This is a genomic window from Streptomyces sp. Sge12 (assembly GCF_002080455.1).
Lineage (GTDB): Bacteria > Actinomycetota > Actinomycetes > Streptomycetales > Streptomycetaceae > Streptomyces.
The window spans coordinates 6,751,100-6,777,650 of record NZ_CP020555.1 but is presented as its reverse complement, the minus strand read 5'-3'; the positions used below and the strand labels follow the sequence as shown (position 1 = coordinate 6,777,650).

The following is a 26,551-nucleotide window of genomic DNA, read 5'->3' as shown; positions in this document are numbered from 1 at the left end:
CGGCGGGTCAGTCGCGGGCGGCCGCGGTGACCGGGGTGCGGTCACCGGACGGCTCGTGGGTGGCAGCCGGGGCCGGTGCAGGGACGGACGGCGTACGGGGCCGGGCGCGGCCGAAGCGGCGCATGGCGGGCATCTCCACGAAGCGGAAGAGGAGCCAGCCGCCGAGCAGTGAGGCCGCGAAGAAGCCGGCGATCACCAGCAGGGCCACCGGGACGCTGTAGGTGTGCTCGCCGAGCAGCGAGCGCAGGTAGAAGATCGTGACGCCCTGGACGAGGTAGAAGCCGAAGGACACCTCGCCGAGCCACACCATGGTCCGGCTGCGCAGGAACGTGGCCCGGCCGTCGACGTCGGCCTGTGCGGTGGCGCCGATGAGCGCGGCGACGGGGACGATCGTGGCGACGACGAACCCGTACTGGAACGGGGCGACGAGGGCCGCGGCGTAGCCGAGGACGGTGAGCACGGCACAGACGCCGAAGCCGACGCGGCGCGGCCACAGTCCCGCAAGGACGATCCGGGCGAGCAGGATGCCGAGGACGAACTCGAAGAGGCGGCCGGCCGGCAGCAGGTAGCCGAACCAGAACTGCATGCCGGAGATGGGCGTGATGGTGGACTTCGGGGTGTCGGGGACGAAGTAGGTGGCGATGAGCTGCATGGCGACCATCCCGGCGACCATCGCGGCGCTCCAGCCCCACAGGGCGGTCCGGCCGCGGAGTCTGCGGATCGGGACGATGAGGGCCGGGAAGAGCATGTAGAAGAGCAGTTCGCTGCCGAGGGACCAACTGGGCGGGTTGACGCTGAGGTTGACGGTGGGCTGCGGCCACCAGGTGTGGATGAGGAAGAGGTTCGGGAGCCAGTCGGCGACGCCGGTGACCGCGGAGCCGGCGAAGAGGAGCATCGCGGCGGCGAAGACGACGACGTGGTTGGGGAAGATCTTCAGCAGTCGGCGGCGGAGGAAGGCGGTGACGCGCTCGCCGGGCTTGGCGGCCCAGGCGAGGACGAAGCCGGAGAGGACGAAGAAGAAGGAGACTCCCAGGTAGCCCGCCTTGCCGAAGGCGGTGGAGAACCCGTCGGCGATCGAGGCGTCCGCGAAGGGGTTGATGGGCGCGTTCGGCGGGATCGGGGAGTCGGTCAGGGACGAGTGGAAGAAGAAGACGGAGAGTGCGGCGAAGAACCGCAGGCCGGTCAGTGAGGGCAGCTTCGCCCGCTTCGCGGCGTCGGGGGACGTCGTGGAGGCCACAGGAATCGCTCTTTCGGGAGTGGGGTTCGTCGGGGGCGGCGGCCGGGACCGTGCTCCGCGGTGCGGTGCGCGGTCCCGGCGGCGCGAAGGGGCGTACGGGACTGCCCGGCCGGTACCGGTGCGCGAGGGGGGCGGGGGCGCCGCGGGCCTACTGCTCGATCTCGTTGCGGTAGACCATGAGCTTGGCGTCCTTGGCCACGTAGTAGTTCTGGACGGAGTACGCGATGGTGGCGAAGTCGAGGCGGCCGTCCCCGTTGAAGTCGGCCGTGGCGATGCGGGCGACGGACTCCTCGGAGACCCGCCACTTGGCCCAGACTCCGTTGGCCGCGTCGATGGCCTTGTAGTACATGACGCCCTGCCAGGGCCACGGTCCGCGCAGTGCCACGAGGAACTCCTCGTCCCCGTCGCCGTCGAAGTCGGCGCATACGATCTGGTGGCCGGGGCCCTCGCCGTTCTCGTTGGGGTCGCCGTACACGTCGAGCAGGACGCGGTTCCAGCCCTCGCCGTCCTCGGCCTTCGTGTAGACGGCCACGGTGTTGCCGTGGAAGGGCTCGATGGCGGCGACGTACGCCATCGGGTCGTCGCCGAGCCGGCCCGCGTTGAGGTCACCGCTGCCGCGGAAGCCGGTCTGCTCGAACTGGGTGAGCTCGCCCGTACCGATCGGCTCGCGCACCCATTCCTGGCGGGCCTCGTCGAACCAGAGCCAGGTGACGCCCTCGTCGGAGGCCAGCAGCAGGGATTCGAGATCGGAGCCGGGGACGAGGCCCCGCTTCTTCTCGGCGCCGTGGATCATCCGGAAGTGGCTGTCGTCGATGACGGTCATCGGCCATTCCTCCGCCGTGTGCACGTCGTCGGGCTGGGTGAACAGCACGACGGGCAGTACGGCGTGGACGTCCTCCTTGGCGACGATCGGCAGGCCGATGATCTGGAGGCGGTCGGTGCGGGTGAAGTGGCCGGCGCGCAGGCGGTGCATGCCGGTGGCGCGGCCGACGTAGTGGCGCTTCCAGCGGGACTCGTCCTTGTCGGGGGTGCCGGGGTTCTCCAGCCAGTCGATCTTGCCGCCTTCGGTGTTGGCGTCGTGGATCGTGCCGATCGGGCCGTACAGGTCGTAGCAGACGATGACGTCGGGGTGGCCGTTGCCGCTGACGTCGGCGAAGTCGGCCCCGACGGGCATCTTGATCCGGTCGGCTATCAGCCGGCGGGTCCAGTCGCCGTCGTTGGCGTACCAGTAGATCTCGCCGAGCCGCAGCCCGTAGCCGAACAGGTCGGGCCTGCCGTCCCCGTCGATGTCGGGGGCCTCCAGCCAGTAGCCGTCGCGGAGCTGGTCGGCGACGACCTCGGCGGTGAACTTCGGGGCGCGCAGGACGGTCTCGGGGTTCTTGCCGGTGGCGGTCATGAGTGGTTCTCCAGGGAGGTGAGGGCGGGCGCGGGGTGGAGGGTGCGCAGCGCGCGGGGTACGGGGTGGTACTCGATGGCGAGCCAGATGCAGTCGGTGTCGGCCCGGTACTGGTGCCAGGGGTAGTGGTAGGTGCACTGGGGGCCGGTGGCGCAGAACGGGTCCGGGGTGGTGTAGCCGGGGCTCATCAGGACGTCCTGGTAGAGCGAGGCGTGGTCGCGGTCCCGGAAGCGCTGCATCCGGCCCAGGCCGTGGACCTGGGTGTGGACCTCGATGAAGTCGTGCTGGTTGTGGACGGCGCAGTCGGTGCCGGCGGGCGAGAACCAGAGGTTGGCGCGGACGTTGAACTCGCGCAGGTCCATGGCGGTCCCGCGCTCGCCGAGTACGTGGGCCGGGTCGAACAGCACGGTGTTGATGTCGTCCTGGGGGCTGCGGTACAGGGCGGTCTCGCGGGGGAACTCGCCGGGGCCGAGGAGGTCGGCGAGGTGGGACCAGCCGGGTTCCGCGGTGATGCCGGTGATGTCGGTGCCGTCGGGGGCGGTGCGCAGCAGGAGCAGCGCGTCGGCCTTCTCGATGCGGGTGTCGGCGAGGACGGTCGAGGAGAGCGGGGGGATGGTCTTGCGCGGTTCCTCGGCGATCGTCACGGGGGTCACACCGGGGTTGACGACGATGGTGCGGCCTTCGACGGTGTAGTCCACTGCGTCGCGGACGAGCGCGGCCCTCAGGTACGGGGTGCTGAAGTTCAGCGGGCGTTCGACGGCGGACGGGGTGGCGCTCATGCGGTGGCTTCCTCTCCGGGTTCAGGTGCGGGCGAAGTCGGCCGTACGGGCGAGCTCGACGCTGAGCTCGTCGACGGCGCTGTCGGGGACGAAGGGCTCGGGTGCGGGTCCCAGGCCGAAGAAGTGGGCGAGGGCGGCGACCGTGCGGGCGGTTGCCCGTCCGTCGCCGTACGGGTTGGCGGCGGTGGCCATCCGCTCGTACGCGGCCCGGTCGCGCAGCAGCTCGAGGGTGCGGGTGACGATGCCCTCGGTGGCCGTGCCGACGAGGCAGGCGGTGCCGGCGACGATGGCCTCGGACCGCTCGGTGACGTCGCCGAGGACCAGGGTGGGCTTGCCGAGCGCGGGCCCTTCCTCCTGGCTGCCGCTGCTGTCCGAGACGATGACGTCGGCGCGGCCCATGAGCTTGCAGAAGCTGAGGTACGGCAGCGGGTCGACGACGGTGATGCTCGGGTGGCTGCCGATGTGCGGGAGCAGCGCCTCGCGGACCACGGGGTTGCGGTGCAGCGGGACGACGACGCGCACGCCGGGCTCGTCGGCGATGCGGGCCAGCGCCCGGCCGATCTGCGGCAGGTGCGGCCATGCCTCGCGGCGGTGCGCGGAGGCCAGGACGACCCGGCGCGGGTCGCGGTCGAGGTCGGCCAGGGCCGGGTCGCCGTAGCTCTCGGCGCGGCCGCTGGCCCAGCGCAGGGCGTCGATGACGGTGTTGCCGGTGACGGTGATCGTGTCGGCGGCGATGCCCTCGCGCAGCAGGTTCGCCAGGTTACCGGGGGTGGGGGCCAGGTGGAGGGCGGCGACCTGGGCGACGAGCCGTCTGTTGCCCTCCTCGGGGAAGGGCGATCCGAGCCGGCCGCTGCGCAGTCCGGCCTCGACGTGGACGACGGGGATCCGCTGGTGGAATCCGGCCAGTGCTCCGGTGAGGGTGGTGGCGGTGTCACCGTGGACCAGGACGGCGTCGGCGGGTGCGGAGGCGAAGTAGTCCTCCAGGCCGCGCAGGGAGCGGTAGGTGACCTGGGAGAGGGTCTGCTTGGGGGCCATGACCTTCAGGTCGACGTCGGCGGTGAGGCCGAAGGCGTCGAGGGTCTCGTCGAGCATCTGGCGGTGCTGCCCGGTGGAGATCACGACGGGCTCGAAGCGGGGGTCGTCCTGGAGGGCCTGGATGACCGGCGCGAACTTGATGGCCTCCGGCCGGGTACCGAGGACTACGGCGACGGAACGCATGGGCTGCCTCTGCTTTCTGACGTGTCGTGAGATGCGGTGGCGTGCGGGGGACGTACGGGATGTAGGGGATGTACGGGGATGCGCGTGGCGGGGCGTGCGGGGGCGCGGCACGGCGGTGGGCCGCGGGCGTTTCGAAGGGGGTGGCCAGGGGATCGGATCTCGCTGCGAGGGGCTTTTCGGCTGCCCTCTTCCGGCCAGGACCCAGCTTTCCCGGAGCCGGCCGGGGAGTCAACGAACACCCGCGGACACTCGAACGGTTGAGCGGGAACGACAGAAGCCCCGCACTCCGGAGACCGGAGTACGGGGCTTCTGACCAGGGGTACGGGGGACGGACGGGGGCGGCAGGGGGCAGGTGGGCAGGGGGCGGGGTCAGCCTCGGGCGGGTTTGATCGACATGGAGTGCCGGAAGAAGTCCGACGGGTCGTACTTCTTCTTCACCTGCTGGAGGCGCGGGTAGTTGTCCTTGTAGTAGAGCGTCTGCCAGGGCACGCCGGACCGGTTGCGACGGGGGTCGGTGATGTCGCGGTCGGGGTAGTTGATGTAGCAGCCGTCGGTGCTGTCGTCGATCAGTGGCACGCCGCCGGTCGCCGAGAAGAAGTCCTCGTACAGGTCGCGCAGCCAGCCCAGGTAGTAGCCGTCCTCGCCCTCGTCCTGCCAGAACGTCTGGAAGCACATCTTGAAGATGGACGACCGCTGCGCGTTGGCCGTGGCGTCCGGTGCGGCGGCGTTGACCTGCCCGCCGAAGGAGAAGAGCACGAGCATGGTGTCCGGGTTCTTGAAGTCCGGCCGGCTCATGTACCGGTAGAGCGCGGAGATCTGGTGGTCGGTGAAGTTCTTCCGCATGTACGCCGACTTGTGCGCGCCGCGGGAGGTCGGATTGGTGATGACGGGGTTGTTGGTGCCGACCAGTCTGGTCGCCTGGAGCCAGGGCAGCGTCCTGGGCTCCGCCAGCTGGGGCATCGCCGGGAGCTCGCCGGTGGGTCGGGTCAGTGCCTTGGGGGTGACTCCCGTACCGGCGGTGATGGCCGCCAGATAGTCGTCCAGCAGCCTTCTCGCGTTCGGCACCGTGGCGTCGACCTGGGTGAACATGCCCAGGCTGCCGTGCGCCTTGGAACTGACGTTGAAGAGGCTGGAGAGGTTGCGGTACGGGGAGTCGGGCGCGCTGTGGGCGGCGTGCCAGGCGCCGAAGTTCTTCAGCAGCCGGGTGAACTTCGCCTCCGTCAGCTGCTCCCAGGGGAAGTCGACGGCGCTCACCAGGACCTTCGACGGCGGGGATATCAGCTGTTCGGAGGGCTCGGTGCCCTTCGCGCCCGGGGAGCGGAACCAATAGCGGGTCACCAGGCCGAAGTTGCCGCCGCCCCCTCCGGTGTGCGCCCACCACAGCTCCCGGTGCGGGTCGTTCTGCTCCCGGGTGGCCACGACCGTGCGTACGCCGCCCTTCCCGTCGGTCACCACCACCTCGACGGCGTAGAGGTGGTCGACGACCAGGCCGTGGGCCCGGGAGAGCAGTCCGTAGCCGCCGCCGGCTATGTGGCCGCCGGCTCCGACGCTGTAGCAGATGCCGCCGGGGATGGTGACGCCCCAGCCCTTGTACAGGGCCTCGTACACGTTGATCAGGCGGGCACCCGCCTCGACGACGAACGCCCGGAACTTCGGGTCGTAGCCGACGTGCGTCATCTCCGAGAAGTCGATGATGACCTGGGTGCCGGAGTGGGCGGCGAAGTCGGCGAAGCAGTGGCCGCCGCTGCGCACGGAGACCCGCTTGCCGGCTCGGACCGCGTCTCTCAGTGCGCGTTCGGCGTCCGCGGTCGAGCGGACCATCTTGATGTATTCCGGGCGGGCCACGAAACGCTGGTTGTTGCCGGTGGTCAGCATGTCGTAGCGCGGATCCCCGGGCCTGACGACGGACCCGGTCCCGGCGGCCGAGGGCGCCGCCGAGGCGGCTTCGCCGGAGGCGCTGGGGGCGGCCGCCGCCAGGGGACCGGACAGGGCGCCGGCCACCGCCGCGCCCGAGACGACGGCCGCGCTGCGCGTGAGCATGGTCCGGCGATCGACACCGTTCATGTGCGTCTACCTCGACTTCTGTTCGACGATGGAGTGGGTGCCGTACCCGGCACCCGGTGCGGTGGGGCGTTCTTCGTGCGGGTGTGGCTGCGCGTGCGGGTGCGGGTGCGGGTGCGGGTGCGGGTCACGGTTTCGGCGGCTCGCGCGGTCGAGCCGGCCGGAGAGCGCGGCGGTGCCCAGTCCGGCCGCGGCCAGTGCGGCACCGATCCAGGTCGGCGAGGTCCACCCCAGGCCGTGGGCGACGGCGAGACCGCCGAGCCAGGCCCCGAGGGCGTTGCCGAGGTTGAAGGCTGCGATGTTCGCCGCGGAGGCGAGGGCCGGGGCCCCGGCGGCCTGCTGCATCACACGTGCCTGCAGCGGGGGCACCGTGGCGAAACCGATCGCGCCGAAGGCGGCCAGGGTGATCGCGGCGGGCACGGCGGCCCGCGAGGTGAAGGTGAAGATCACCAGTACGAGGCAGAGGCCGCCCAGGATGAGGTACAGGCTGGGCATCAGGGCCCGGTCGGCGGCCCGGCCGCCGAGTACGTTGCCCACGCACAGCCCGACTCCGAAGAGGACGAGGAGCCAGGCGACGGCGCTGTCGGAGAAGCCGGCCCGTTCCGTCATCATCGGGGCGAGGTAGGTGAAGGAGGCGAAGACGCCTCCGAAGCCGAGGACCGTCGTGGTCAGCGCCAGCCATACCTGGGGCTTGCGGAAGACGGCGAGTTCGCCGCGCAGGGCTCCGCGTTCCGGTGCCGGCTGCGCCGGGACCAGGGCGATGAGGCCGAGCAGTCCGACGATCCCGATGCCGGTCACCGCCCAGAAGGTGGAGCGCCAGCCGAACTCCTGCCCCAGGAAGGTGCCCAGCGGTACGCCGAGCACATTGGCCAGGGTGAGACCGGTGAACATCAGGGCGATGGCGCTGGCCCGCCGGTCGGGGGCCACCAGGTCGGCGGCCACCACGGACCCGATCCCGAAGAACGCGCCGTGGGTGAGGGCGGCGATCAGACGGCCGCCCATGAGGGCGGTGTAGTCGCCGGCCAGGGCACAGAGCAGGTTGCCCGCGATGAAGATGGCCATGAGCACGACGAGCATGGTCTTGCGCGGCAGCCGGGCACCGGCCGCGGTCATCAGCGGCGCGCCGACGACCACGCCGAGGGCGTAGCCGGTGACCAGCATGCCGGCGGAGGGGATGGAAACGGACAGGTCGTCGGCCACTTCCGGGAGCAGACCGACGATGACGAATTCGGTGGTCCCGATGCCGAAGGCACCTATGGCGAGGGCGAGGAGGGAAGCGCGCATCGGCCCGGTCAGACCTGTCGCAGGGCGCCGCCGTCGACGCTCCACTCGGCGCCGGTGACCTGGCCCGCGAGGGGCGAGAGCAGGTAGGCGATCACACCGGCGACATCGTCGGCCGTACCGATGCGGCCGCTGGGCAGTCGGCGTACCTCGCGGATGAAGTGCTCGACGGCCTCGTCGGCCGGGAGGCCGAACCGCTCGCCGAGCTGCTCGGCGAATCCGCCGGGTGCGTCGAAGAGCGCGGTCCGGGTGGGCCCGGGCGAGACCACGTTGGAGCGGACGCCACGCACCCCGAACTCCGCGGCGAGGGACTTGGAGAGTGACAGCAGGGCCGTCTTGGCGGCCGCGTAGTCGACGATGCCCGGGTCGGGGAAGCGGGCGGCCTCGCTCGCGATGTGTACGAGGGCGCCCGCGCCGGTGTCCAGGAGCGCGGGGAGGGCCGCGCGGGTCATCCGGACCGCGGAGTGGAAGTTGACCTCGAAGGTGGTCTTCCACTGCTCGTCGGTCACGTCCAGGAAGCCGGTACGGGACTGCAGCGCGCCGAAGTTGTTGACGAGGCCGTCGAGCCGGCCGTGACGTTCGATGACGGTGTCGGCCACGTGGCGGGCGGCGGCGGGGTCGGTGAGGTCGGCGGCGACGGTGCTGACGCGGTCGCCGAGGGCCTCGGTGCTCCACGGCTTGCGGGCGACGCCGACGACGGTGGCGCCTTCTGCTGCCAGGAGGCGGACGGTTGCCTCGCCGATTCCGGACGACGCGCCGGTGACGAGGTACACGCGGTCTTCGATACGGAGGTCCATCACGTTCCTTGAGAAGAGGAGACCTTGGGGAGGGAGACCTTGGGGAGGGAGGCCTTGGCGACCTTCGGGGGCGGCGACCCGGCACGGTCCACGGGTCCGGGGGCGGGTGCGGACCGTGCCGGGTGCCTCCGGGGGGGGAGGGTCGGTCAGGTGGATCAGGCGGCGGCGAGGTCCTTCGTGGCCCTGTTCCGGAGGAAGAGGGCGGTGGTGAGGGTGCCGAGGACGACGATCGCGGTGTTGACGATGACCGCGGTCGTGATCCCGGCATGGATATCGGTGTTCGCCGCGGCGATCGCCGACATGATCGGCGTGCCCATCGTGATACCGATCTGCTGCGTCATCGTCGCCAGACCCGTCGCCATACCCTGCTCGTGATCCGGCAGCCCCGTCGTCGCCGTCACCATGAACCCGACGATCACCAACATGTTGCCCACACCACCGGCAAACGTGGCGACCAGCAGCAGCCACATGCTCGACGAGGTCTCACCCAACGCGATCAGACTCAACGTCGCGACGGCCTGGAGCACCCCACCCACGATCAGCGTGGTCCGCGTGCTCGTCGCCCCGATGACGCGCGGAGCGATCGAACCACCGATCACCGTCCCGATGCCCAGCACACCGAACGACAGGCCCGCCGTCAGCGGCGAGAAGTCCAGGACCTCCTGCAGATACAGCGTCATCAGGAAGACCAGACTCGTCTCCGTCAGGAACGCGATCAGACCCGCGATATTGCCCCAGGCCACCGTCTTCTTCTTCAACACCGACACCGGGACCAGCGGAGCCGAACTCCTCGACTCGACCGCATAGAACACCACCAGCAGCACCACTCCCGCCGCCAGCCAGCCCAGCGCACTACCCGAACCCCAACCGTGCTCACCGGCCTGCGTCAACCCGTAGATCAACGCGAGGAGACCCAGGGTGACCGCCGTCGCACCGGGCACATCCAGCTTCGGACGCACCGCCGGACGCGACTCCTTGATCACCACAGGAGCGATGAACAACACCGCAAGCGCCACCGGCACGTTGATGAAGAACGCCCACCGCCACGACAGCAGATCCGTCAACACACCACCCAAAATGGCGCCCGTCGTGAACCCCGCCGACATCAACGCACCATTCAAACCGAGCGCCTTCTGACGCAGCGGCCCCTCCGGGAACGACGTCGTCAACAACGACAGACCGGCAGGGGTGACCGCCGCCGTCGCAAGACCCTGGAACACCCGAGCCACCAGCAGCATCTCCGGCGAGGTAGCCAGACCACCCGCCAACGACGACAGACCCAGCACCCCCAGCCCCACCAGGAACAACCGACGCCGACCGAACAGATCCGCCACCCGACCGAACAACAGAGTGAAACCAGCAGCACACAACGCGAACGACGTCGCGATCCACTGCAGATTCGACAACGAGAAACCCAGCCCGTCACCGATCACCGGCAACGCCACATTCAGAATCGAGAAATCCACCGCCAGCATGAACTGCGCCACCAGCAGCACCACCAGGACAAGCTTCAAACGCCCATCCAGACGAACGGGGCCCTCGGCTCCTCCCCCCTCTCCTGAATCCGCGTCGACACGCGCTCCCTCGACAACCGACATCGCCATACGTCCTTTCGATCACAACTGGGGGGCCTTCCACGTCGAAGGCCGGTACTCGCCGGGGAAGCCGGCTCAGGCAGGGGTGTGCGCCGAGGCGCGGCGCCGGAGTTCGTCGGACAGTTCCTGCCAGTCCTGTGCGCACTGGGCGGCCGCGGCGGCGGCCGTCTCGACGCGGTACGGGGGTATTGCGGCGACGATCCGCTCCCACTGGCGCAGTCCGCTCACCTGGAGGTCGAGCATGCGCAGCAGGAGCCTGCCGGCGTCGCTCAGCCGGAGCAGGGGGTCCTTGCACAGGCTGGTGACCAGTGCGGGCAGTGGCTGCCCCCGGCCCCGCGGGGGCACCGGGGGCGGGGCGGGGGCCGGGGTGTCGGCGGAGCGGCGCTGGGCGGCCGGTACGGGATCGGCTCCTTCGCCGATCCGGCGGCGCACGTCCCGTACGGTCGAGGGCGCGATGCCCGCCTCCCGTGCGATCTGCCGCAGGGACGCGGTGGGGTGGCCGGCCAGCAGTCTGGCCGCGGCCTCCCGGCCCCGGACCGGATCGGCCGGCCGGATGCGACCGTCCTGGCCGACGCGGCCCGGGGGTTCGGGTCCCGGTGCTTCGCGGCGTCGTAGCGTCGCGACGGTCCTGGCTGCGAGCCCGGTCCGGCGTGCGATGCCGCGGTCGGACCAGTCCGGGTGGGACCGCAGGATCCGTAAGGCGGCGGCGCTCCGTTCCGCCTGGGTCAGGGGGAGTCCGTGACTGATGTTGGCCTCGACCGAGATCACGAACGCGTCCTCGGCGCTGCCGTCGAAGTACGTCACTCCCACCGTGTCCCGCCCGCGCAGTACGGCGGCCCGCAGCCGGTGCGTCCCGTCGATGATCCGCATGGTGGGGCGGTGCACGAGCAGCGGCGGCAGGGTCCGGTCGGAGTGTGCGAGGGCCTGTGCGTGGGCCTCGTCCACCTGCACGGTGCGGGGGGAATCCGCGGCGAGCAGGGTGCGGATCGGTACCTCGACGGCGGCGTCGGGGGTCTGCGCCGAGTCTCGTGGGGTCGGCTCGGTCGGCTCCGTCGGCTCGGTCGTCTCGTCCATGGAGTTCACCTCCTTCTCGGCACTCGGTGGTTCGGGCGCCGCTCCGTTCGGCGGCCCCGAGAAGAAATTACGTAATTACCGTTCGGTAACCAATCTGCAGGCCGAACTCCGTTGAGATTTGGGCAAGTTGACTCTGTAGTGCCTGGTGGGGTGGGCGACCGGGGAACATCCGCGGTCGCCCACCGCGCGGTGTTCAGACCGCCACGAGCTCCTCCGACCGCACGAACTCCCGCAGCCAGGAGAGAAATTCGGGCCCCAGGTCCGCACGCTCACAGGCGAGCCGGACCGTCGCGCGCAGGTACTCGGCCCGGTCCCCGGTGTCGTAGCGCCGGCCGGAGAACACGACGCCGTGCACGGGGCGGCCGGCTCGGACCAGGGTGCGCAGCGCGTCCGTGAGCTGGATCTCGCCACCGCGGCCGGGGGCGGTGTTCCGCAGCACCTCGAAGATCTCGGGATCCAGGAGGTACCGGCCGATGACGGCCAGGTTGCTGGGCGCGGTGCCGGGCTCGGGCTTCTCCACCAGATCGGTGATGCGCACCCCGTCACCGCCCGCCGACGACCGGTCCACCGCGGCGCATCCGTACAGGTGGATGGCGCGCGGATCCACCTCCATGAGGGCCACGACACTGCCGCCGAACCGCTCCTGCACCTCGGCCATACGGGCGAGCAGGGGGTCGCGCGGGTCGATCAGGTCGTCCGCCAGGAGGACGGCGAAGGGCTCCCGGCCGACGTGCGGCGCGGCGCACAGGACGGCGTGCCCCAGGCCCTTGGGGTCCCGCTGGCGCACGTAGTGGATGTCGGCGAGTTCGGTGGAGGCGCAGACGCTCCGGAGTTTGTCCTGATCACCCCGGCGCAGGAGGGCTTCCTCCAGCTCGTGGTTGCGGTCGAAGTGGTCCTCCAGCGGCCGCTTGTTGCGTCCGGTGACCATGAGGATGTCGGACATCCCCGCCGCGACGGCCTCCTCCACCACGTACTGGATGGCCGGCTTGTCGACCACCGGGAGCATTTCCTTCGGGGTGGCCTTGGTCAGCGGGAGGAATCGTGTGCCGAGTCCCGCGGCGGGGATCACTGCCTTGGTTATGCGGTGAGTCGTGGAATTCATGCCACTGACGCTAGGGCGCACCGCACCCGACGGGCTTGAATTGCCGTTCCTTTATTCCTACTTGGGCATTTCCGTTTCGGTCGGCGCCGCGATGCCGCGCCGGATGAGCCGCCACAGGTCCCTGAGCTCCCCGGTCAGCGCACCGGGGCGCTCGCCGCGGCCGCGGCGCGCCCTGGTGACGGCACCGCCCACCAGGTGCGCCGTCAGCAGGGTGGCGGGGCACGGGTCGACCTCGGGGTCCAACTGCCCCTCCTCGGCGGCCTGCACCATCAGCTCCTTGACCTCCGGGAGCCAGCATCCGCACCAGTCGGGACCGGCGCCGACGCGCTCCTGCGTCAGCCGCGCCGCGGCGCGCACGGCCGCGTCCGTCTCGATCAGCCCGCCCAGGGCGAGGACGAGCGCGGAAACGGTGTCCAGCGCCGGGCCACCGCGGGCCGTCACTCCCTCGACCACTCTGCGGGTGGCGGCCCGCCCCGAATCCTCGACGGCGGAGGCCAACTCGCCTTTCGCCGCGAAGTGAAAGGTGAGTGCCCCGATCGAAATTCCGGCAGAACGACTCAGCCGGGAGAGCGAGGTCCCGTCGTACCCATTGCGGTCGAATTCAGCGGCGGCCACCGAGATCAGATGATTACGGGTGCGTACGCCGCGCTCTTGCTTCACCACTGCACTATCACTGCCATCCAGGTCGTTCCTCACTCGCCATGGGCCCCGCGGGGAGATGGCGACCTCCAGCGTCACCCGCGGGCGGGCCCCCCACAACGCCGACTTGACGAAGAAGCGACCGTGCCCCGCGTTCCCCCGCAGCTCCGTGCCGGCCCCGTGACCGGTTCCGCCGCCCTCCCCGAACCAACGTGCCGAAGTCGCGGGGAGGACGCCATACGTTCGCTAGAAAAAAAACGAACGTTCTGTATTCTACGAGTACCGACGGCGCCTGCCGACATCCGCACTGGAGGGGGAGACAGATGACGACACGGACAAGGACCAGAACCCTGGCTGCCGGTGACACCGAACTGAAGGAGTTCACGGAGCGCCTCTTCGGGCACTTACCGAGAGCCGACCAGCGACGCTGGGCCCGGGTCTACCTGCAAGGACTGCTCACCACCCCGGGGAAGAAGTCCGTACGCAGGCTCGCCGCGTCCGTCACCGAGTCGCCCACCGCCTCCCAGTCCTTGCAGCAGTTCATCAACGCCAGCCCCTGGGACTGGAATCCGGCCCGCACCGAGCTGCTGCGCTGGGTCGAGGAACGACACCCGGTACGGGCATGGACGATCGGGCAGGTCTGCTTCCCCAAGCGCGGCGAGCACTCGGTCGGCGTGCACCGACGCTTCGACCCCGCCGCCGGACGCATCGTCAACTGCCAGTTGGGCTTCTGCCTCTTCCTCTCCCTGGACGGCATGAACGTGCCGGTCGACTGGCGGCTGGCCCTCCCCGAGGCGTGGGTAACGGATCCCGTCCTGCGCCGCCGGGCGCGCATCGCGCCCGAGGCCGTCCACCAGAGCCCGGAAGCCCTGGTGCTGGAGCTCGCCGACTCGATCGCGGCCCGCACCTCCTCCGCGCGTCCCCCGGTGGTCGCCGACCTCAGCCGCCTCGGCGGGGCCGCCGCGCTGATCGGCATGCTCGGCCGCCGCGGGCACGACTTCCTGGTGTCCGTACCGCCGACCCTCGCGGTGCGCGCGGCCGGCCTGACGCCCGGCGCCGACAGCACCCGGACGCCCGGGCGCGGGACCACCGCGGCCGACTTCTCCCGCCTGGGCAACACCAGCCACCCGTACGGCACACCGCTCGCGGGACCCGGCGCACGGCCGCAGGGGCAGCGCATCCACTCGGCGCTGGTCAGGGTGCCGGAGGGGGAGTCGGGGGCGGGGAGCCCCGCGGGCGGGCAGCAGATCTACCGGCTGTTCGGGGAACGGCGGCCGGGGGCGGGCGGGCGGGGCGCCGGTGGGGGTGGGGGTGGAGGTGGGCCGGTGTGGCTGACCAATATGAACCGGCACCGGATGGACGACCTGCTCGGCCTGGTGCGGGCGGCGGGGCGGTCCGCCGCCGTGCTCGGGGCGCTGGCGGACGACTTCGGGCTCCTCGACTTCGAGGGGCGGTCCTTTCCCGGCTGGCACCATCACATGACGCTGATGTCGGCCGCGTATGCGTTTGCCTTGCGGGGGCATGTGGGGCTTCCCCGGGCGCAGCCCGCCTGAGGGGGCGGGCCGCGGCCCGGGGGGAACCCGGCTCCGCCGGGCACCGGGCTCCGCCCGGACCCGCGCCTCAAACGCCGGCGAGGCTGGGATGGGCGGAGCCCTGCTCTTCGGTGCCGTACCGGCCCCGCCTCACATGCCGGCGGGGCTGGAGATGGGCGGCCCGGACCGGGGGTCAGGCGCGGATGAGGGACAGGGCCTCGTCGCGGACCTTGGCCAGGGTGGCCTCGTCACGGGCCTCCACGTTCAACCGCAGCAGCGGCTCCGTGTTCGAGGCGCGGACGTTGAACCACCAGTCCTCCGCCGTCACCGTCAGACCGTCCAGCTCGTCCAGCGTCACGCCCTCGGTGCTGCCGTAGGCGGCCTTCACCGCCGCCAGACGCGCCCCCTGATCGGCGACCGTCGAGTTGATCTCCCCCGACCCCGCGTAACGGTCGTAGGAAGCCACCAGCTCCGACAACGGCCCGTCCTGACCACCCAGCGCCGCCAGCACATGCAACGCCGCCAGCATCCCCGTGTCCGCGTTCCAGAAGTCCTTGAAGTAATAGTGCGCCGAGTGCTCACCACCGAAGATCGCACCCGTCCTCGCCATCTCCTCCTTGATGAAGGAATGACCCACCCGCGTCCGCACAGGCGTCCCGCCGTTCTCACGGACCACCTCCGGCACCGACCACGAAGTGATCAAATTGTGGATCACCGTGCCCGAACCACCATTACGGGCCAGCTCACGCGCCGCGACCAGCGCCGTGATCGCCGACGGCGACACCCCCACACCCCGCTCGTCCACGATGAAACACCGGTCCGCGTCACCGTCGAACGCGATACCGAGGTCGGCGCCCTCGGCAAGGACACGGGCCTGGAGGTCCACGATGTTCTTCGGATCCAGAGGATTCGCCTCATGGTTCGGGAACGTGCCGTCCAACTCGAAGTACATCGGCACCACATCCAACGGCAGACCCTCGAACACCGTCGGAACCGTGTGACCGCCCATCCCGTTGCCCGCATCCACCACCACCTTCAGCGGACGGATCGAGGACAGGTCCACCAGACCCAGCAGATGCGCCGCATACCCCGGCAGACTGTCCAGCTCCGTGACCGTCCCCGCCACCGTGCCCGACGCCACCGCCGGCGCGCCCCCGTCCGACCACTTCTCCACCAGCTCACGGATCTGCGACAGACCCGTGTCCTGACCCACCGGAGCCGCACCCGCACGACACATCTTGATCCCGTTGTACTGCGCAGGATTGTGCGACGCCGTGAACATCGCACCCGGCAGACCCAGCGCACCCGACGCGTAATACAACTGATCCGTCGAACACAGACCGATCAACGTCACATCCACACCACGCGCCGCCGCACCCCGCGCGAACGCCCCCGACAAACCCGGGGAGGACGGCCGCATGTCATGACCGATCACGATCGCATCAGCACCCGTGACCTCGACGAACGCCGCACCGAACAACTCGGCCAACGACTCGTCCCACTCGTCCGGCACGACACCACGCACGTCATACGCCTTGACGATGTTCGAAAGATCGGGCATTTCCACTCCTCCAGGGGTGACCGGTTGTGCTCCGGACGCTACCGCTCGCCCTGCCCGGCACAGCCCGCCCACGCCCCATCCCGCCGAGGCTTTGGCAGATAGCCGTCACCCCGGGGCCGCCCCGCCCCTCTCCCGGTACCACGCCGCCGCCGGACCGATCCGGCTCAGCGGGCCGGGCCCGGGCGTGATCCCGGCGAGTTCCCAGGCCGCGTCCGCGCGGTACCAGTGGTCCCGGGCCAGCAGCGCGAACTGACGTTCGCTCACCCAGCCCGGGGTGGCGGCCAGCGCCTCCAGGCACCTGTGCCAGGGCCAGTCCCCTTCGGGCCGCGCCGACAGCACCCGGTGCTCGGCGAGCGCGTCCATGAGGTCCCCGTTGCGTACTGGCTCCGGGTGGTGGGCGTGCAGGACACCCGTCGTCCGGGCCGCCGCGCCGCCGCCGAGGGCGAAGGCGACGATGAGTCGGGCCAGGTCGTCGACGTCGACGAAGGAGGCCAGCCCCTCCCCTCCGCCCCATCGGGCCGGTACCCGCCGGAAGGCGTCGACGAGGGCCGGTACGGCCCACCGGTCGCCCGTTCCGAGTACCAGTGCCGCACGCAGGACCAGTCCCCCGGCGTCGAGCACGGGCCCCTCCCCCGCCAGCCGGCCGGCGCTGGCCGGCGAGACCGGGGCGGGTGTCAGCTCGGCGACGTCCTGTCCCCGGTGCGGTCCCGGTCCGTACACGGCGCAGGTCGACAGGTGGACGATCCGCTCCACTCCGGCCCTTCGGGCCTCGGCCACCAGGGCCGCGGCGCCGGCGGAGTTGACCGCGGCGCACCGCTCGGCGTCCGGTCCGATGTAGGAGGCCAGCGACAGCAGGACGTCCGCGCCCTCGCACACCCCGCGCAGGGACTGCTCGTCGGCCAGGTCCGCGTCCACCCAGCGCACGCCGTGCGTTGCCGCGGGGGGCGGCGTACGCGACGTGGCGCGCACCACGGCCCGCGGGTCCTGCGCGGCCAGGCGGCGCAGCACCGCCGATCCCACGAAACCGGTCGCTCCCGTGACGACGATGCGGCGGGTGCTCAAGCCCGCTTCTCCGCGCCCGACCCGGTCTCGTTCGTCGGCGCGTTCTCCGGTGCGTTCTTCGGCGCGTTCTTCGGCTTCGGCCCGGTGGGCGGGAGTGTCAGGCGCAGCCCGCCGCGGATGTCGTCGGCGGCCACCGCGGGCAGCAGGTAGCGCCACAGCGAGGCGATCCGCTGCGGCAGGTCCGCCCGTCCCGTGGACGCCTGGGAGAAGAGCTGTGCCCCGGTGAAGGAGCTGACGAGCACCCAGGCCAGTTCGTGGTCGTCGACGTCCGGCTGGAGCTCCCCCTTGGCGCGGGCGAAGCGCAGCTGCTGACGGAATTCCAGGACCCAGGCCTGGTAGGCGACGTCGTCGCGCAGGCCGAACTCGCCCTGTTCCACGGCCAGTCGTACACCGGCCCGGAGCACCGGATTGTGCTGGAGCTGTTCGGCGAGGTAGAGCGTGATGTCCACCAGGTGCTGCAGGCCGTCCTCCCCGGCGGGGAACTCCAGGCCCTCGCCCTGGCCGACCATGACGGCGTAGGCGAGTTCCTCCTTCGAGCTGAAGTGGAAGTACATGCCGCCCTGCGTGACGTCCGCACGCTTCATGATCTTGCTGATGCTGGCCCCGCTGAAACCGAACTCGTCGAAGACCTCGGCCGCGGCGCGCAGGATGGCAGCTTTGGTCTGAACTGCCCTGAGTTGAGGGGCGCGTTGCTGCTTCCGTTCTGACATGGGCACCTAACTAATCTCGACAAAAAAAACGAACATCCTTTATTTTAGGACCCGCGCCGAACAAGCACCAGCTCATGTCCGACGTCCAGGGGGGCTCAACCATGACTCTGTCAACTGATCACTCCGCCTCACCCATCGCCACGCTCAGCAGCGCCTTACCGCGGGAGTACGTACACAAGAGCGCACACTCGGAAGTCCTTCTCACCGGGTGGCGCACCGTCGCGCCGGACGAGTACGTCGTCACCGCCCAATGGCCCCGCACCCACAGCTTCTACACGCCGGACGGCGGCCACCACGATCCCCTGCTCCTCGCCGAGTCCGTCCGCCAGACCATCCCGCTCCTGAGCCACGTCGCGTACGAAGTCCCCTTCGGTCACCGCCAGATCTGGGACACCTTCAGCTACTCGACCAACCCCGAGGCCCTCGCCGTCGGTTCGACCCCGGCCGACATCGCACTGCACATCCGCTGCTCCGGCATCTCGCGGCGCGGACGAAGACTCGCGGGTCTCACCATGCACGTGACCGCCACGCGCGACGGAGAGCTCCTCGGCACCGCCGAGGCCGGCTTCACCAACCAGTCCGAGGCCGTCTACCAGCGCCTGCGCGGCGGGAACGCGGACCTCGACGAGGTGGCCGCCCGCACCATCCCGCTGCCGCCTCCGCTGACACCCCGCCGCGTGGGCCGCGACCGCTTCCACGACGTGGTCCTCTCCCCCACCAGCTCCACGCGGCGCGCCCAGCTCCGGGCCGACGTCAACCACCCGATCCTCTTCGACCACCCCGTCGACCACGCCCCCGGCATGCTGCTCCTGGAAGCCGTGCGCCAGGCCGCGTACCGCTCCGCCTTCCCCCGACGGGGAGTCCTGACCGGTATGGAGATCCGCTTCTTCCGCTACGCGGAGCTGACCTCGGCCTGCTGGATCGAGACCGTCCCGATCGCCGGCGATTCGACCACCCCGGACCGCCATCCCGTACGCGTGGTCGCCAGCCAGAACGGCGAGGTCGTCTTCACCGCCACCGCGACGATCAACGCCACGGCGCCCGCCCCCCACCGCATCCACGCCACGCCCTGACCGTTCGGTGAGGCGCCCGGCTCATGAGCGCGCCGGCTCATGAGCCCCCGCCGAACCGACCCGTCCCTTCCCTCCGGCTCTGCGGCCCTCCGGCCCTCCGGCCCCCGGAAGAACGGCGAAGGCGCCTGATCGGGTCCGTACCCGGCAGGCGCCTTCGCCGTTCGTCCGTTCCCGGCGTCGCCGCGCCGGTCAGACCTTCCTGACCACGCTGGACTTCAGCTGCATGGGGCCGAAGCCCTCGATCCTGCAGTCGATGTCGTGCCCGTCGACACCCTCCACCAGGCGGATGTTGCGCACCTTGGTGCCCGCCTTGATGCCGCTCGGGCTGCCCTTGACCTTCAGGCCCTTGACGACCGTCACGGTGTCGCCGTCGGCCAGCACATTGCCCACCGCATCCTTGATCACCCGCTCCTCGGCGGCGCCGCCCGACCCGTCGGACTCGCCGGAGGCGTGCGGCCACTCGTGCCCGCACTCGGGGCAGACCAGGAGCGCCCCCATCTCGTAGGTGTACGCACCCGCACATTCGGGGCAGGGAGGCAAGGGGTTCTCAGTCACCCCGCGAGTATATTTCAGGCGCATCGCCGCAGGTCGGCGCCCGGTCCAGGGTCCCGAGCCCGCGCAGGAGCAGGGACAGCCCGAATTCGAAGTGCGCCGCGAAGTCCTCACTCGTGAGCGTGGGCAGCACGGCGGCGAGCCGCGGGTACCGCTCGGGATCGGCCGCCAGGCGCAGGCGTTCGGAATCCGCCGCCCCTTCGCTGCCCACCGGTCGAAGCACCGCCTGCTCCTCCAGCGTGTGGCCGATGGTCAGGTGGACCACCGCCATCAGCGTGCGCGCCGCCTCCTCCGCCCCGAATCCGGCCGTGCACAGTACCCCGATGACCGCCTCGGCGAAGCCGAGGGTGTGGGGGCCGGTCGCATGGGTGCCCGCGTAGACGCGTGCGCCGTCGCGGCGGGCGAGCAGCGCCGTACGCATGGCCCGGGCGAGGGCGGCCAGTTCCCCGCTCCAGTCGCCGGCGCCCTCGGTCTTCGCCGTCGCCGTTGTCGTCGCTGTCGCCGCGAGGTCGGCGAGCATCCGTTCCGCCATCGCGGTCAGCAGGTCGCCCTTGGTGGCGAAGTACCGGTACAGCGCGCCGGCCTGGACGTCCATCGCGTCGGCGAGGCGGCGCATCGTCAGTGCGTCGAGGCCGACCTCGTCGAGGAGGTCCAGGGCCGTGTCGACCGTCCGGGTGCGGTCGAGGCGGGCCGGGCGGCCGCGGGCGGGGGTTGACGGTGAGCTCATGGCCCTCACTATAGTGAACAGCGTTCACGTGAACGCTGTTCACTAATTGTGGGAGGCATCACCGATGGATACCGACGTGATCGTCGTGGGCTCGGGACCGACCGGGCTGCTGCTCGCCTGCGAGCTGGCCCTGGCCGGCGTACGGACCCTGGTCGTCGAGCGGCGCACCGAGCCCCAGCAGGACTCCCGGGCCCTGACCCTGCATCCGCGCAGCCTCGAACTGATGGACCTGCGCGGTCTCGCACCGCGCTTCCTCGGGCTCGGCCGGACGCTGCCCGGCTGGCACTTCGCCGCCCTGGAGACCCCGCTGGACTTCGCCGCACTGGACAGCCGTCTGGCGCACACGCTGTTCCTCGCCCAGGCCCGTACCGAGGAGCTGCTGGCACAGCGGGCGCAGGAGCTGGGCGTGGAGATACGCCGCGGCCACACGCTCACCGGGCTGCGGCAGGGCGAGGACGGGGTGGAGGCAGAGGTGCGCGGACCTCAGGACGGGCCGGGCGGCCGGCCGGGCCACGGGCCGGCCGGAACCCCGCGGACCCTTCGCGCCGCGTACCTGGTGGGATGCGACGGCGGGCGCAGCACCGTCCGGGAGGCGGCCGGGATCGACTTCCCCGGCACCGACGAGACCCTGACCGGCGTACTCGGGGATTTCGCCACCGTCACCGCCGGTCCCGAGGCCCTGGCCGCCGCCCGCGGCGCGGGCGTGCTCGCCGTCCCGCTGGAGGGCGGACTCACCCGCTTCGTGTACATCGACCCGGAGCGGATGCGGACACCGGCTCAGGTACCGGTGACCCTGGAGGAGTTCCGCAGCGCGCTGGTCCGGCTCTGCGGCTCGGACTTCGGGGTGGACCGGCCCAGCTGGCTCTCGCGCTTCGGCAATGCCACCCGGCTGGCGGCCGCCTACCGCTCCGGCCGTGTCCTACTGGCCGGCGACGCCGCCCACATCCACTTCCCCGCCGCGGGCCAGGGCCTCAACACCGGGCTCCAGGACGCCATGAACCTCGGCTGGAAACTGGCCGCGGAGGTGAGGGGCTGGGCCCCGCCCGGCCTCCTCGACACCTACCACGCCGAGCGCCACCCCGTCGGCCGGGCCGTCACCGACAACACCGAGGTGCAGACGCTGCTGGCGGAGCTGCCGCTCGTGGACCGCTACCGGCGGCCGGCCGCCGCCCTGCGCGGGCTCTTCGAGGAACTGCTGCGGATGCCCGAGGTCAACCGCCGGTTCGCCGAACAGGTCTCCGCGCTCGGCACCGCCTACCCGGCCACCGCCCCCGGCGCCGATCCCCTGGTCGGCCGCAGGATGCCCGACATCGCCCTGAGCGCGGCCGGTTCGGACGCGACACGGGTGTACGAGCTCCTGCACCGGGGCGGCTTCGTCCTGCTCCGCCTCGCCGGTGCGCGGGACCCGAACCCGGAGCCGTACGAGGCCCCCGCCCGGCACCCGCACATCAGTGCCGTCACCGCCCACGCGTACGAGGAGCACCCGGAGCTCGACGGGGTGCGCGAGGTCCTGGTCCGCCCCGACGGGCACATCGCCTGGGCCACCCGCAGCGCCGACGCCGGCCTGCGGCGCACCGGGCGCGACGCGGCGCTCACCGCATGGGCGGTGAGGTCGCCGGCGTGAGCCGGGCGAGGGCCCGGGCGCTCGGGCTGTCCGGTTCGGCGTGGTAGACCACCAGTTGCTGGCCCGGCGCCCCGCGCACGTCGAAGGACTGGAAGGTGAGCGAGAGCCGGCCGGCGTCGGGGTGGTCGAGTTCCTTGGCCTCGTAGGTCTTGCCCCGGACGGTGTGCGCGGACCACAGGGCGGCGAAGTCCGCGCTGGCCGAGCCGAGTTCACGGACCAGGTCGCGCAGCCGCGGGTAGTGCGGGTCGAGGCCGGTCGCGTGGCGCAGACCCGCCACCACCGCCTCGGCCGCACGGTCGGGGTGCACGAAGAACCGTCGGGCCGCGGGGTCGAGGAAGGTCATCCGGGCGAGGTTGTCCCGCTGCGCGAACGGGGAGAAGAGCGCGTCGGCCAGGGCATTGGCCGCCAAGAGGTCGGTGGCGGGGCTGAGGACGAACGCCGGGGTGCTCGTGTACCCGTCCAGCAGCTGCCGCAGGGAGGCCGCGACCGCCTCCCGTGGCTGCGGCCGGTCACCGCCGGGCGCGGTGCCCGCCAGCCTGAACAGGTGTTCCCGCGCGGCCTCGTCCATGCGCAGGGCGGCGCTGATCGCGTCGAGGACCTGCGGGGAGGGGCCGCGCTCGCGCCCCTGTTCCAGCCGGGCGTAGTAGTCGCTGTTCATTCCGGCCAGGACGGCGACCTCCTCGCGGCGCAGCCCTGCCACGCGGCGGCGTCCGTAGGAGGCGAGTCCCACGTCGCCGGGCCGCAGGTGCGCGCGCCGGGCGCGCAGGAAGTCTCCGAGATCGCTGCTGGTCACACCTTCAGGTTAGAAGGCGGCTCCGCGTGGCGGAACTGCCGTTGTTTATTGGCGCGTTCCCGCTGCTTCCGGCGCCCGCCCCACCTGATGATCTTGCGTAGGCTCGTGAGCGACCGACCTGACAGACCCGACCGGACCGACCCGACCGACACCGCCGCCCGACCCGAACGGTCGACACCGGCCGTTCGACGCCGGCGGACCGGATTCCGCCCCCACCGGAGGAGCATCGTGCCCCGACCCATGAACCGACGCCTGGCCCTCGGCGCAGCCCTGCTGGGGGTGATGGCCGCCGTGGCTCCGGCGACCACCGCCCACGCCGCCCCGACCACCCCGGACCTCGAAGCGCTGTCGCAGGCGCTGCGGAACACGACCGCCGCCGGAGCGCCGGGCGCCATGGCCCGTTTCAGCGGTCCCGACGGGGTCAGCGTCCGGACGGAGGGGGTGCGCGACAAGGCCACGGGGTCGGCGATGGACCCGCAGGCCCGCTTCCGGATCGGGAGCGTCTCCAAGACCTTCACCTCCGTCGTCCTGCTGCAGCTGGTGGACGAGGGCAAGGTCGATCTGGACACCGCCGTGAACCGGTACCTGCCCGGACTGCTGCCCGACGACCGGATCACGGTGCGCCACCTGCTGAGCCACCGCAGCGGCCTGTCGGACTACACCAATGCCATGTTCGAGCACACCGTGCCGGGCTTCGAGGCCGTGCGCAACCGGGTGTTCAGCTACCAGGAGCTGGTGAACCTCTCGCTCGCCGAACCGCGGACGAACGAGCCCGGCGCCGCGTACGCGTACTCGAACACCAACTTCGTCGTCCTCGGCATGCTCATCGAGAAGGCCACCGGCCACGGCGTGGCCAAGGAGTACGAGCGGCGCATCTTCAAGCCGCTGAAGCTGCGCAACACCTCCTACGTGCACCCCGGAACGCAGATCAGGGGGCTGCACGCGCACGGCTACCTCCACCCCGACGAGGCGGGCGCCCCGCTCGTCGACTCCACCGAGCAGACGGTGTCGTGGGCCCAGTCCGCGGGAGCGGTGATCTCCAACCCCGCCGACCTGAACACCTTCACCTCCGCGCTGCTCGGCGGCCGGCTGCTGCCCGCGCGCCTGCTGGACGCCATGCTCACCGCGACCCCGACCGATGCCACGAACACCCGCTTCTACGGGCTCGGCCTGCGCCGCTACGACCTCTCCTGCGGCACCTCGGTCTACGGGCACACGGGCACCGTGCAGGGTTTCTACACCTACGCCTTCTCCACCCGCGACGGACGCCGCAGCCTCGCCGCGATGGCGAACACCTCGAACCGGGGACAGGCCAACACGGCCCTCGGCGGCACCCTCGAAGCCGCGTTCTGCGGCAAGCCGGCCGCGAAGGCCACGGCGCGCGGCTTCGGCATCGCCCCGGCCGAGATGGACCTGCCGGAACGCAACGCGCGCTGACGTCACGGGGCGGGTGCCCGCAGGAGCACCTGTCTGACGAATCATCAGGTCATCTGTCCCGGACTATTGACTCCGTCGACGGCAGTCGGGATTCTCGTCCCACCGTTGTGGGGTCCATGACAAGCCACGCCTGTGGCCGTGGCTTGTCATGACCCCCGGTGGATCCGGCCCCCGGATCCGGCTCCCCGACCGCGCCATCCGGCTGACCTAAGACGTGAGTGATGACCATTTCTCGACACACGCACCACAGGCGTAGGCCCCTGGCGGTCCTGTCATTGCTCCTCGCCGTGGTGGCCATGGTGCTCGGCCCCGTACCCAGTTCCGCCGCCGATCCCGGCTGGTGGAACCCGGTCGCGCGGCCCGCACCCGACTCCGACATCAACGTCACGGGCGAGCCCTTCAAAGGGACCGACGCCCAGGGACGGGTCCGGGGCTTCGTCGACGCGCACGACCACCTGATGTCCAACGAGGGCTTCGGCGGCCGCCTCATCTGCGGCAAGCCGTTCTCCGAGGCGGGGGTGGCCGACGCGCTCAAGGACTGCCCCGAGCACTACCCCGACGGCACGCTCGCCATCTTCGACTTCATCACCAAGGGCGGCGACGGCAAGCACGACCCGAACGGCTGGCCCACCTTCAAGGACTGGCCCGCCCACGACTCGCTGACCCACCAGCAGAACTACTACGCCTGGGTCGAGCGGGCCTGGCGCGGCGGCCAGCGGGTGCTCGTGAACGACCTCGTCACCAACGGGGTCATCTGCTCGGTCTACTTCTTCAAGGACCGCGGCTGCGACGAGATGACCGCCATCCGGCTCGAAGCGCAGAAGACGTACGACATGCAGGCCTACATCGACAAGATGTACGGCGGCCCGGGCAAGGGCTGGTTCCGGATCGTCACCGACTCCGCGCAGGCCCGCGACGTCATCCAGCAGGGCAAGCTGGCCGTGGTCCTCGGGGTCGAGACCTCCGAGCCCTTCGGCTGCAAGCAGATCCTCGACATCTCGCAGTGCAGCAAGCAGGACATCGACCGCGGCCTCGACGAGCTGTACCGCCTCGGCGTGCGCAGCATGTTCCTGTGCCACAAGTTCGACAACGCCCTGTGCGGGGTGCGCTTCGACGAGGGCGCCCTCGGTACGGCCATCAACGTGGGCCAGTTCCTGTCGACCGGGACCTTCTGGAAGACGGAGAAGTGCACCGGCCCGCAGCACGACAACCCCATCGGGCTGGCCGCGGCCGCGCCCGCGGTGCAGAGCAAGCTCCCCGCGGGGGTGGCGGTCCCGTCCTACGCCGCCGACGCCCAGTGCAACACGCGCGGGCTCACGGAACTCGGTGAGTACGCGGTGCGCGGCATGATGAAACGCAAGATGATGCTCGAGGTCGACCACATGAGCGTGAAGGCCGCGGGCCGGGCCTTCGACATCCTGGAGTCCGAGTCCTACCCGGGGGTCATCTCCTCGCACAGCTGGATGGACATGGACTGGACCGAGCGGGTCTACAAGCTCGGCGGTTTCATCGCCTCGTACATGAGCGGGGCCGAGGGCTTCAGCGCCGAGGCGAAGCGGACGGACGCGCTGCGCGACAAGTACAACGTCGGCTACGGGTACGGCACCGACATGAACGGCGTCGGCGGCTGGCCCGGACCGCGCGGGGCCGACACCCCCAACCCGGTGCGCTACCCGTTCCGCAGCACCGACGGCGGCTCGGTCATCGACCGGCAGACCACCGGCTCGCGCACCTGGGACCTCAACACCGACGGTGCCTCGCACTACGGTCTGGTGCCCGACTGGATCGAGGACATCCGCCTCGTCGGCGGCCAGGGCGTGGTGGACGACCTCTTCAAGGGCGCCGAGTCCTACCTGACCACCTGGGGGAACTCCGAGAAGCACAAGTCCGGCGTGAACCTCGCCGCGGGCACCCCGGCCTCGGCGTCGAGCGCGGAGTGGTGGAACCCCTTCGTGAACTTCTCCCCGGGCCGGGCCGTGGACGGGGACTCGGGGACCCGCTGGGCGAGCGAGTGGAACGACAACCAGTGGCTGCGCATCGACCTCGGGTCCGCGAACCGGGTGGGGCGCATCACGCTCGACTGGGAGGCCGCGTACGGCAAGGCGTACCGCATCGAGGTCTCCACGGACGACACCAACTGGCAGACCGTCTGGTCCACCACCGCCAGTGACGGCGGCCTGGACACGGCCCGCTTCGCCGGGGTGCCGGCGCGCTACGTCCGCGTCCAGGGACTCCAGCGGGCCACCCAGTGGGGGTACTCACTCCACGAGGTCGGCGTCTACAGCGGCTGACGCCGCCGGG

At 71.0% G+C, this 26,551-nt stretch carries 22 protein-coding genes; 5 read left to right on the top strand and 17 right to left on the bottom strand.

The genetic code is table 11. The features are described 5' to 3' along the window. Positions 1–7: 7 nt before the first annotated feature. The 11 genes from B6R96_RS30450 to B6R96_RS30400 all read right to left on the bottom strand — a co-directional run bounded on the left by B6R96_RS30450 (position 8) and on the right by B6R96_RS30400 (position 13,200). Entirely contained in the window at positions 8–1,237 is a 1,230-nt protein-coding gene (locus tag B6R96_RS30450; RefSeq protein ID WP_237291555.1) for an acyltransferase family protein, read from the bottom strand. A 148-nt stretch (positions 1,238–1,385) separates the two neighbouring features. Continuing rightward, complete coding sequence (locus tag B6R96_RS30445) at positions 1,386–2,633, bottom strand: FG-GAP repeat domain-containing protein (protein WP_081524202.1); 1,248 nt, start codon at positions 2,631–2,633, stop codon at positions 1,386–1,388. Further along, positions 2,630–3,412, bottom strand: coding sequence for a hypothetical protein (locus tag B6R96_RS30440; RefSeq protein WP_051779964.1), 783 nt, complete (start codon positions 3,410–3,412; stop codon positions 2,630–2,632). The genes B6R96_RS30445 and B6R96_RS30440 overlap by 4 nt, the downstream gene beginning before the upstream one ends. 21 nt (positions 3,413–3,433) lie before the next feature. Then, a complete protein-coding gene (gene wecB, locus B6R96_RS30435; protein ID WP_053168991.1) occupies positions 3,434–4,630 on the bottom strand; it encodes a non-hydrolyzing UDP-N-acetylglucosamine 2-epimerase in 1,197 nt (398 codons plus the stop codon). A 369-nt stretch (positions 4,631–4,999) separates the two neighbouring features. Next, entirely contained in the window at positions 5,000–6,694 is a 1,695-nt protein-coding gene (locus B6R96_RS30430; protein ID WP_081524201.1) for an FAD-dependent oxidoreductase, read from the bottom strand. A 6-nt stretch (positions 6,695–6,700) separates the two neighbouring features. Beyond that, on the bottom strand, positions 6,701–7,975 hold the full coding sequence (locus B6R96_RS30425) for an MFS transporter (RefSeq protein WP_081524200.1): 1,275 nt from the start codon (positions 7,973–7,975) through the stop codon (positions 6,701–6,703). 8 nt (positions 7,976–7,983) lie between these two features. Next, positions 7,984–8,769: an SDR family NAD(P)-dependent oxidoreductase gene (locus tag B6R96_RS30420; protein ID WP_081524199.1), complete on the bottom strand. Its 786-nt coding sequence runs from the start codon at positions 8,767–8,769 to the stop codon at positions 7,984–7,986. Positions 8,770–8,924: 155 nt separating this feature from the next. Next, complete coding sequence (locus B6R96_RS30415) at positions 8,925–10,367, bottom strand: MFS transporter (protein ID WP_081525326.1); 1,443 nt, start codon at positions 10,365–10,367, stop codon at positions 8,925–8,927. Positions 10,368–10,439: 72 nt separating this feature from the next. Next, a complete protein-coding gene (locus tag B6R96_RS30410; RefSeq protein WP_081524198.1) occupies positions 10,440–11,438 on the bottom strand; it encodes a ParB/RepB/Spo0J family partition protein in 999 nt (332 codons plus the stop codon). Positions 11,439–11,631: 193 nt separating this feature from the next. Beyond that, entirely contained in the window at positions 11,632–12,540 is a 909-nt protein-coding gene (galU, locus tag B6R96_RS30405; protein ID WP_081524197.1) for a UTP--glucose-1-phosphate uridylyltransferase GalU, read from the bottom strand. A gap of 57 nt (positions 12,541–12,597) precedes the next feature. Further along, complete coding sequence (locus tag B6R96_RS30400; protein ID WP_237291554.1) at positions 12,598–13,200, bottom strand: TetR/AcrR family transcriptional regulator; 603 nt, start codon at positions 13,198–13,200, stop codon at positions 12,598–12,600. A gap of 302 nt (positions 13,201–13,502) precedes the next feature. Here B6R96_RS30400 and B6R96_RS30395 point away from each other — a divergent pair, with 302 nt between their 5' ends. Then, on the top strand, positions 13,503–14,732 hold the full coding sequence (locus B6R96_RS30395) for an IS701 family transposase (RefSeq protein WP_081524196.1): 1,230 nt from the start codon (positions 13,503–13,505) through the stop codon (positions 14,730–14,732). A gap of 172 nt (positions 14,733–14,904) precedes the next feature. On the opposite strand, the gene B6R96_RS30390 is transcribed toward B6R96_RS30395, so the two are convergent. The 3 genes from B6R96_RS30390 to B6R96_RS30380 form a co-directional block, all read right to left on the bottom strand. Continuing rightward, positions 14,905–16,272, bottom strand: coding sequence for a phosphomannomutase/phosphoglucomutase (locus B6R96_RS30390; RefSeq protein WP_081524195.1), 1,368 nt, complete (start codon positions 16,270–16,272; stop codon positions 14,905–14,907). Positions 16,273–16,377: 105 nt separating this feature from the next. After that, positions 16,378–17,334, bottom strand: coding sequence for an NAD-dependent epimerase/dehydratase family protein (locus B6R96_RS30385; RefSeq protein ID WP_081524194.1), 957 nt, complete (start codon positions 17,332–17,334; stop codon positions 16,378–16,380). Then, positions 17,331–18,044: a ScbR family autoregulator-binding transcription factor gene (locus B6R96_RS30380; protein ID WP_081524193.1), complete on the bottom strand. Its 714-nt coding sequence runs from the start codon at positions 18,042–18,044 to the stop codon at positions 17,331–17,333. The genes B6R96_RS30385 and B6R96_RS30380 overlap by 4 nt, the downstream gene beginning before the upstream one ends. A gap of 101 nt (positions 18,045–18,145) precedes the next feature. Between B6R96_RS30380 and B6R96_RS30375 the strand changes: the two genes are divergently transcribed. Then, positions 18,146–19,117: a ScbA/BarX family gamma-butyrolactone biosynthesis protein gene (locus B6R96_RS30375; RefSeq protein WP_081524192.1), complete on the top strand. Its 972-nt coding sequence runs from the start codon at positions 18,146–18,148 to the stop codon at positions 19,115–19,117. A gap of 189 nt (positions 19,118–19,306) precedes the next feature. Here the strand turns inward: B6R96_RS30375 and B6R96_RS30370 are convergent, their stop codons facing one another. Continuing rightward, positions 19,307–19,672, bottom strand: a complete 366-nt coding sequence (locus B6R96_RS30370) for a zinc ribbon domain-containing protein YjdM (RefSeq protein ID WP_053704965.1) — start codon at positions 19,670–19,672, stop codon at positions 19,307–19,309. Then, entirely contained in the window at positions 19,665–20,396 is a 732-nt protein-coding gene (locus B6R96_RS30365) for a TetR/AcrR family transcriptional regulator C-terminal domain-containing protein (RefSeq protein ID WP_107475606.1), read from the bottom strand. The genes B6R96_RS30370 and B6R96_RS30365 overlap by 8 nt, the downstream gene beginning before the upstream one ends. Before the next feature lie 64 nt (positions 20,397–20,460). On the opposite strand from B6R96_RS30365, the gene B6R96_RS30360 reads away from it, so the two are divergent. Further along, positions 20,461–22,020, top strand: coding sequence for a monooxygenase (locus tag B6R96_RS30360; RefSeq protein WP_081524190.1), 1,560 nt, complete (start codon positions 20,461–20,463; stop codon positions 22,018–22,020). On the opposite strand, the gene B6R96_RS30355 is transcribed toward B6R96_RS30360, so the two are convergent. Beyond that, positions 21,989–22,813, bottom strand: a complete 825-nt coding sequence (locus B6R96_RS30355; protein ID WP_081524189.1) for a helix-turn-helix transcriptional regulator — start codon at positions 22,811–22,813, stop codon at positions 21,989–21,991. The genes B6R96_RS30360 and B6R96_RS30355 overlap by 32 nt on opposite strands. A 240-nt stretch (positions 22,814–23,053) precedes the next feature. Between B6R96_RS30355 and B6R96_RS30350 the strand changes: the two genes are divergently transcribed. Continuing rightward, complete coding sequence (locus B6R96_RS30350; RefSeq protein WP_081524188.1) at positions 23,054–24,250, top strand: serine hydrolase domain-containing protein; 1,197 nt, start codon at positions 23,054–23,056, stop codon at positions 24,248–24,250. 221 nt (positions 24,251–24,471) lie between these two features. After that, positions 24,472–26,541 carry a galactose-binding domain-containing protein gene (locus B6R96_RS30345; RefSeq protein WP_081524187.1) on the top strand — a complete coding sequence of 690 codons (2,070 nt, stop codon included), beginning with the start codon at positions 24,472–24,474 and terminating at the stop codon, positions 26,539–26,541. Positions 26,542–26,551: the final 10 nt, after the last annotated feature.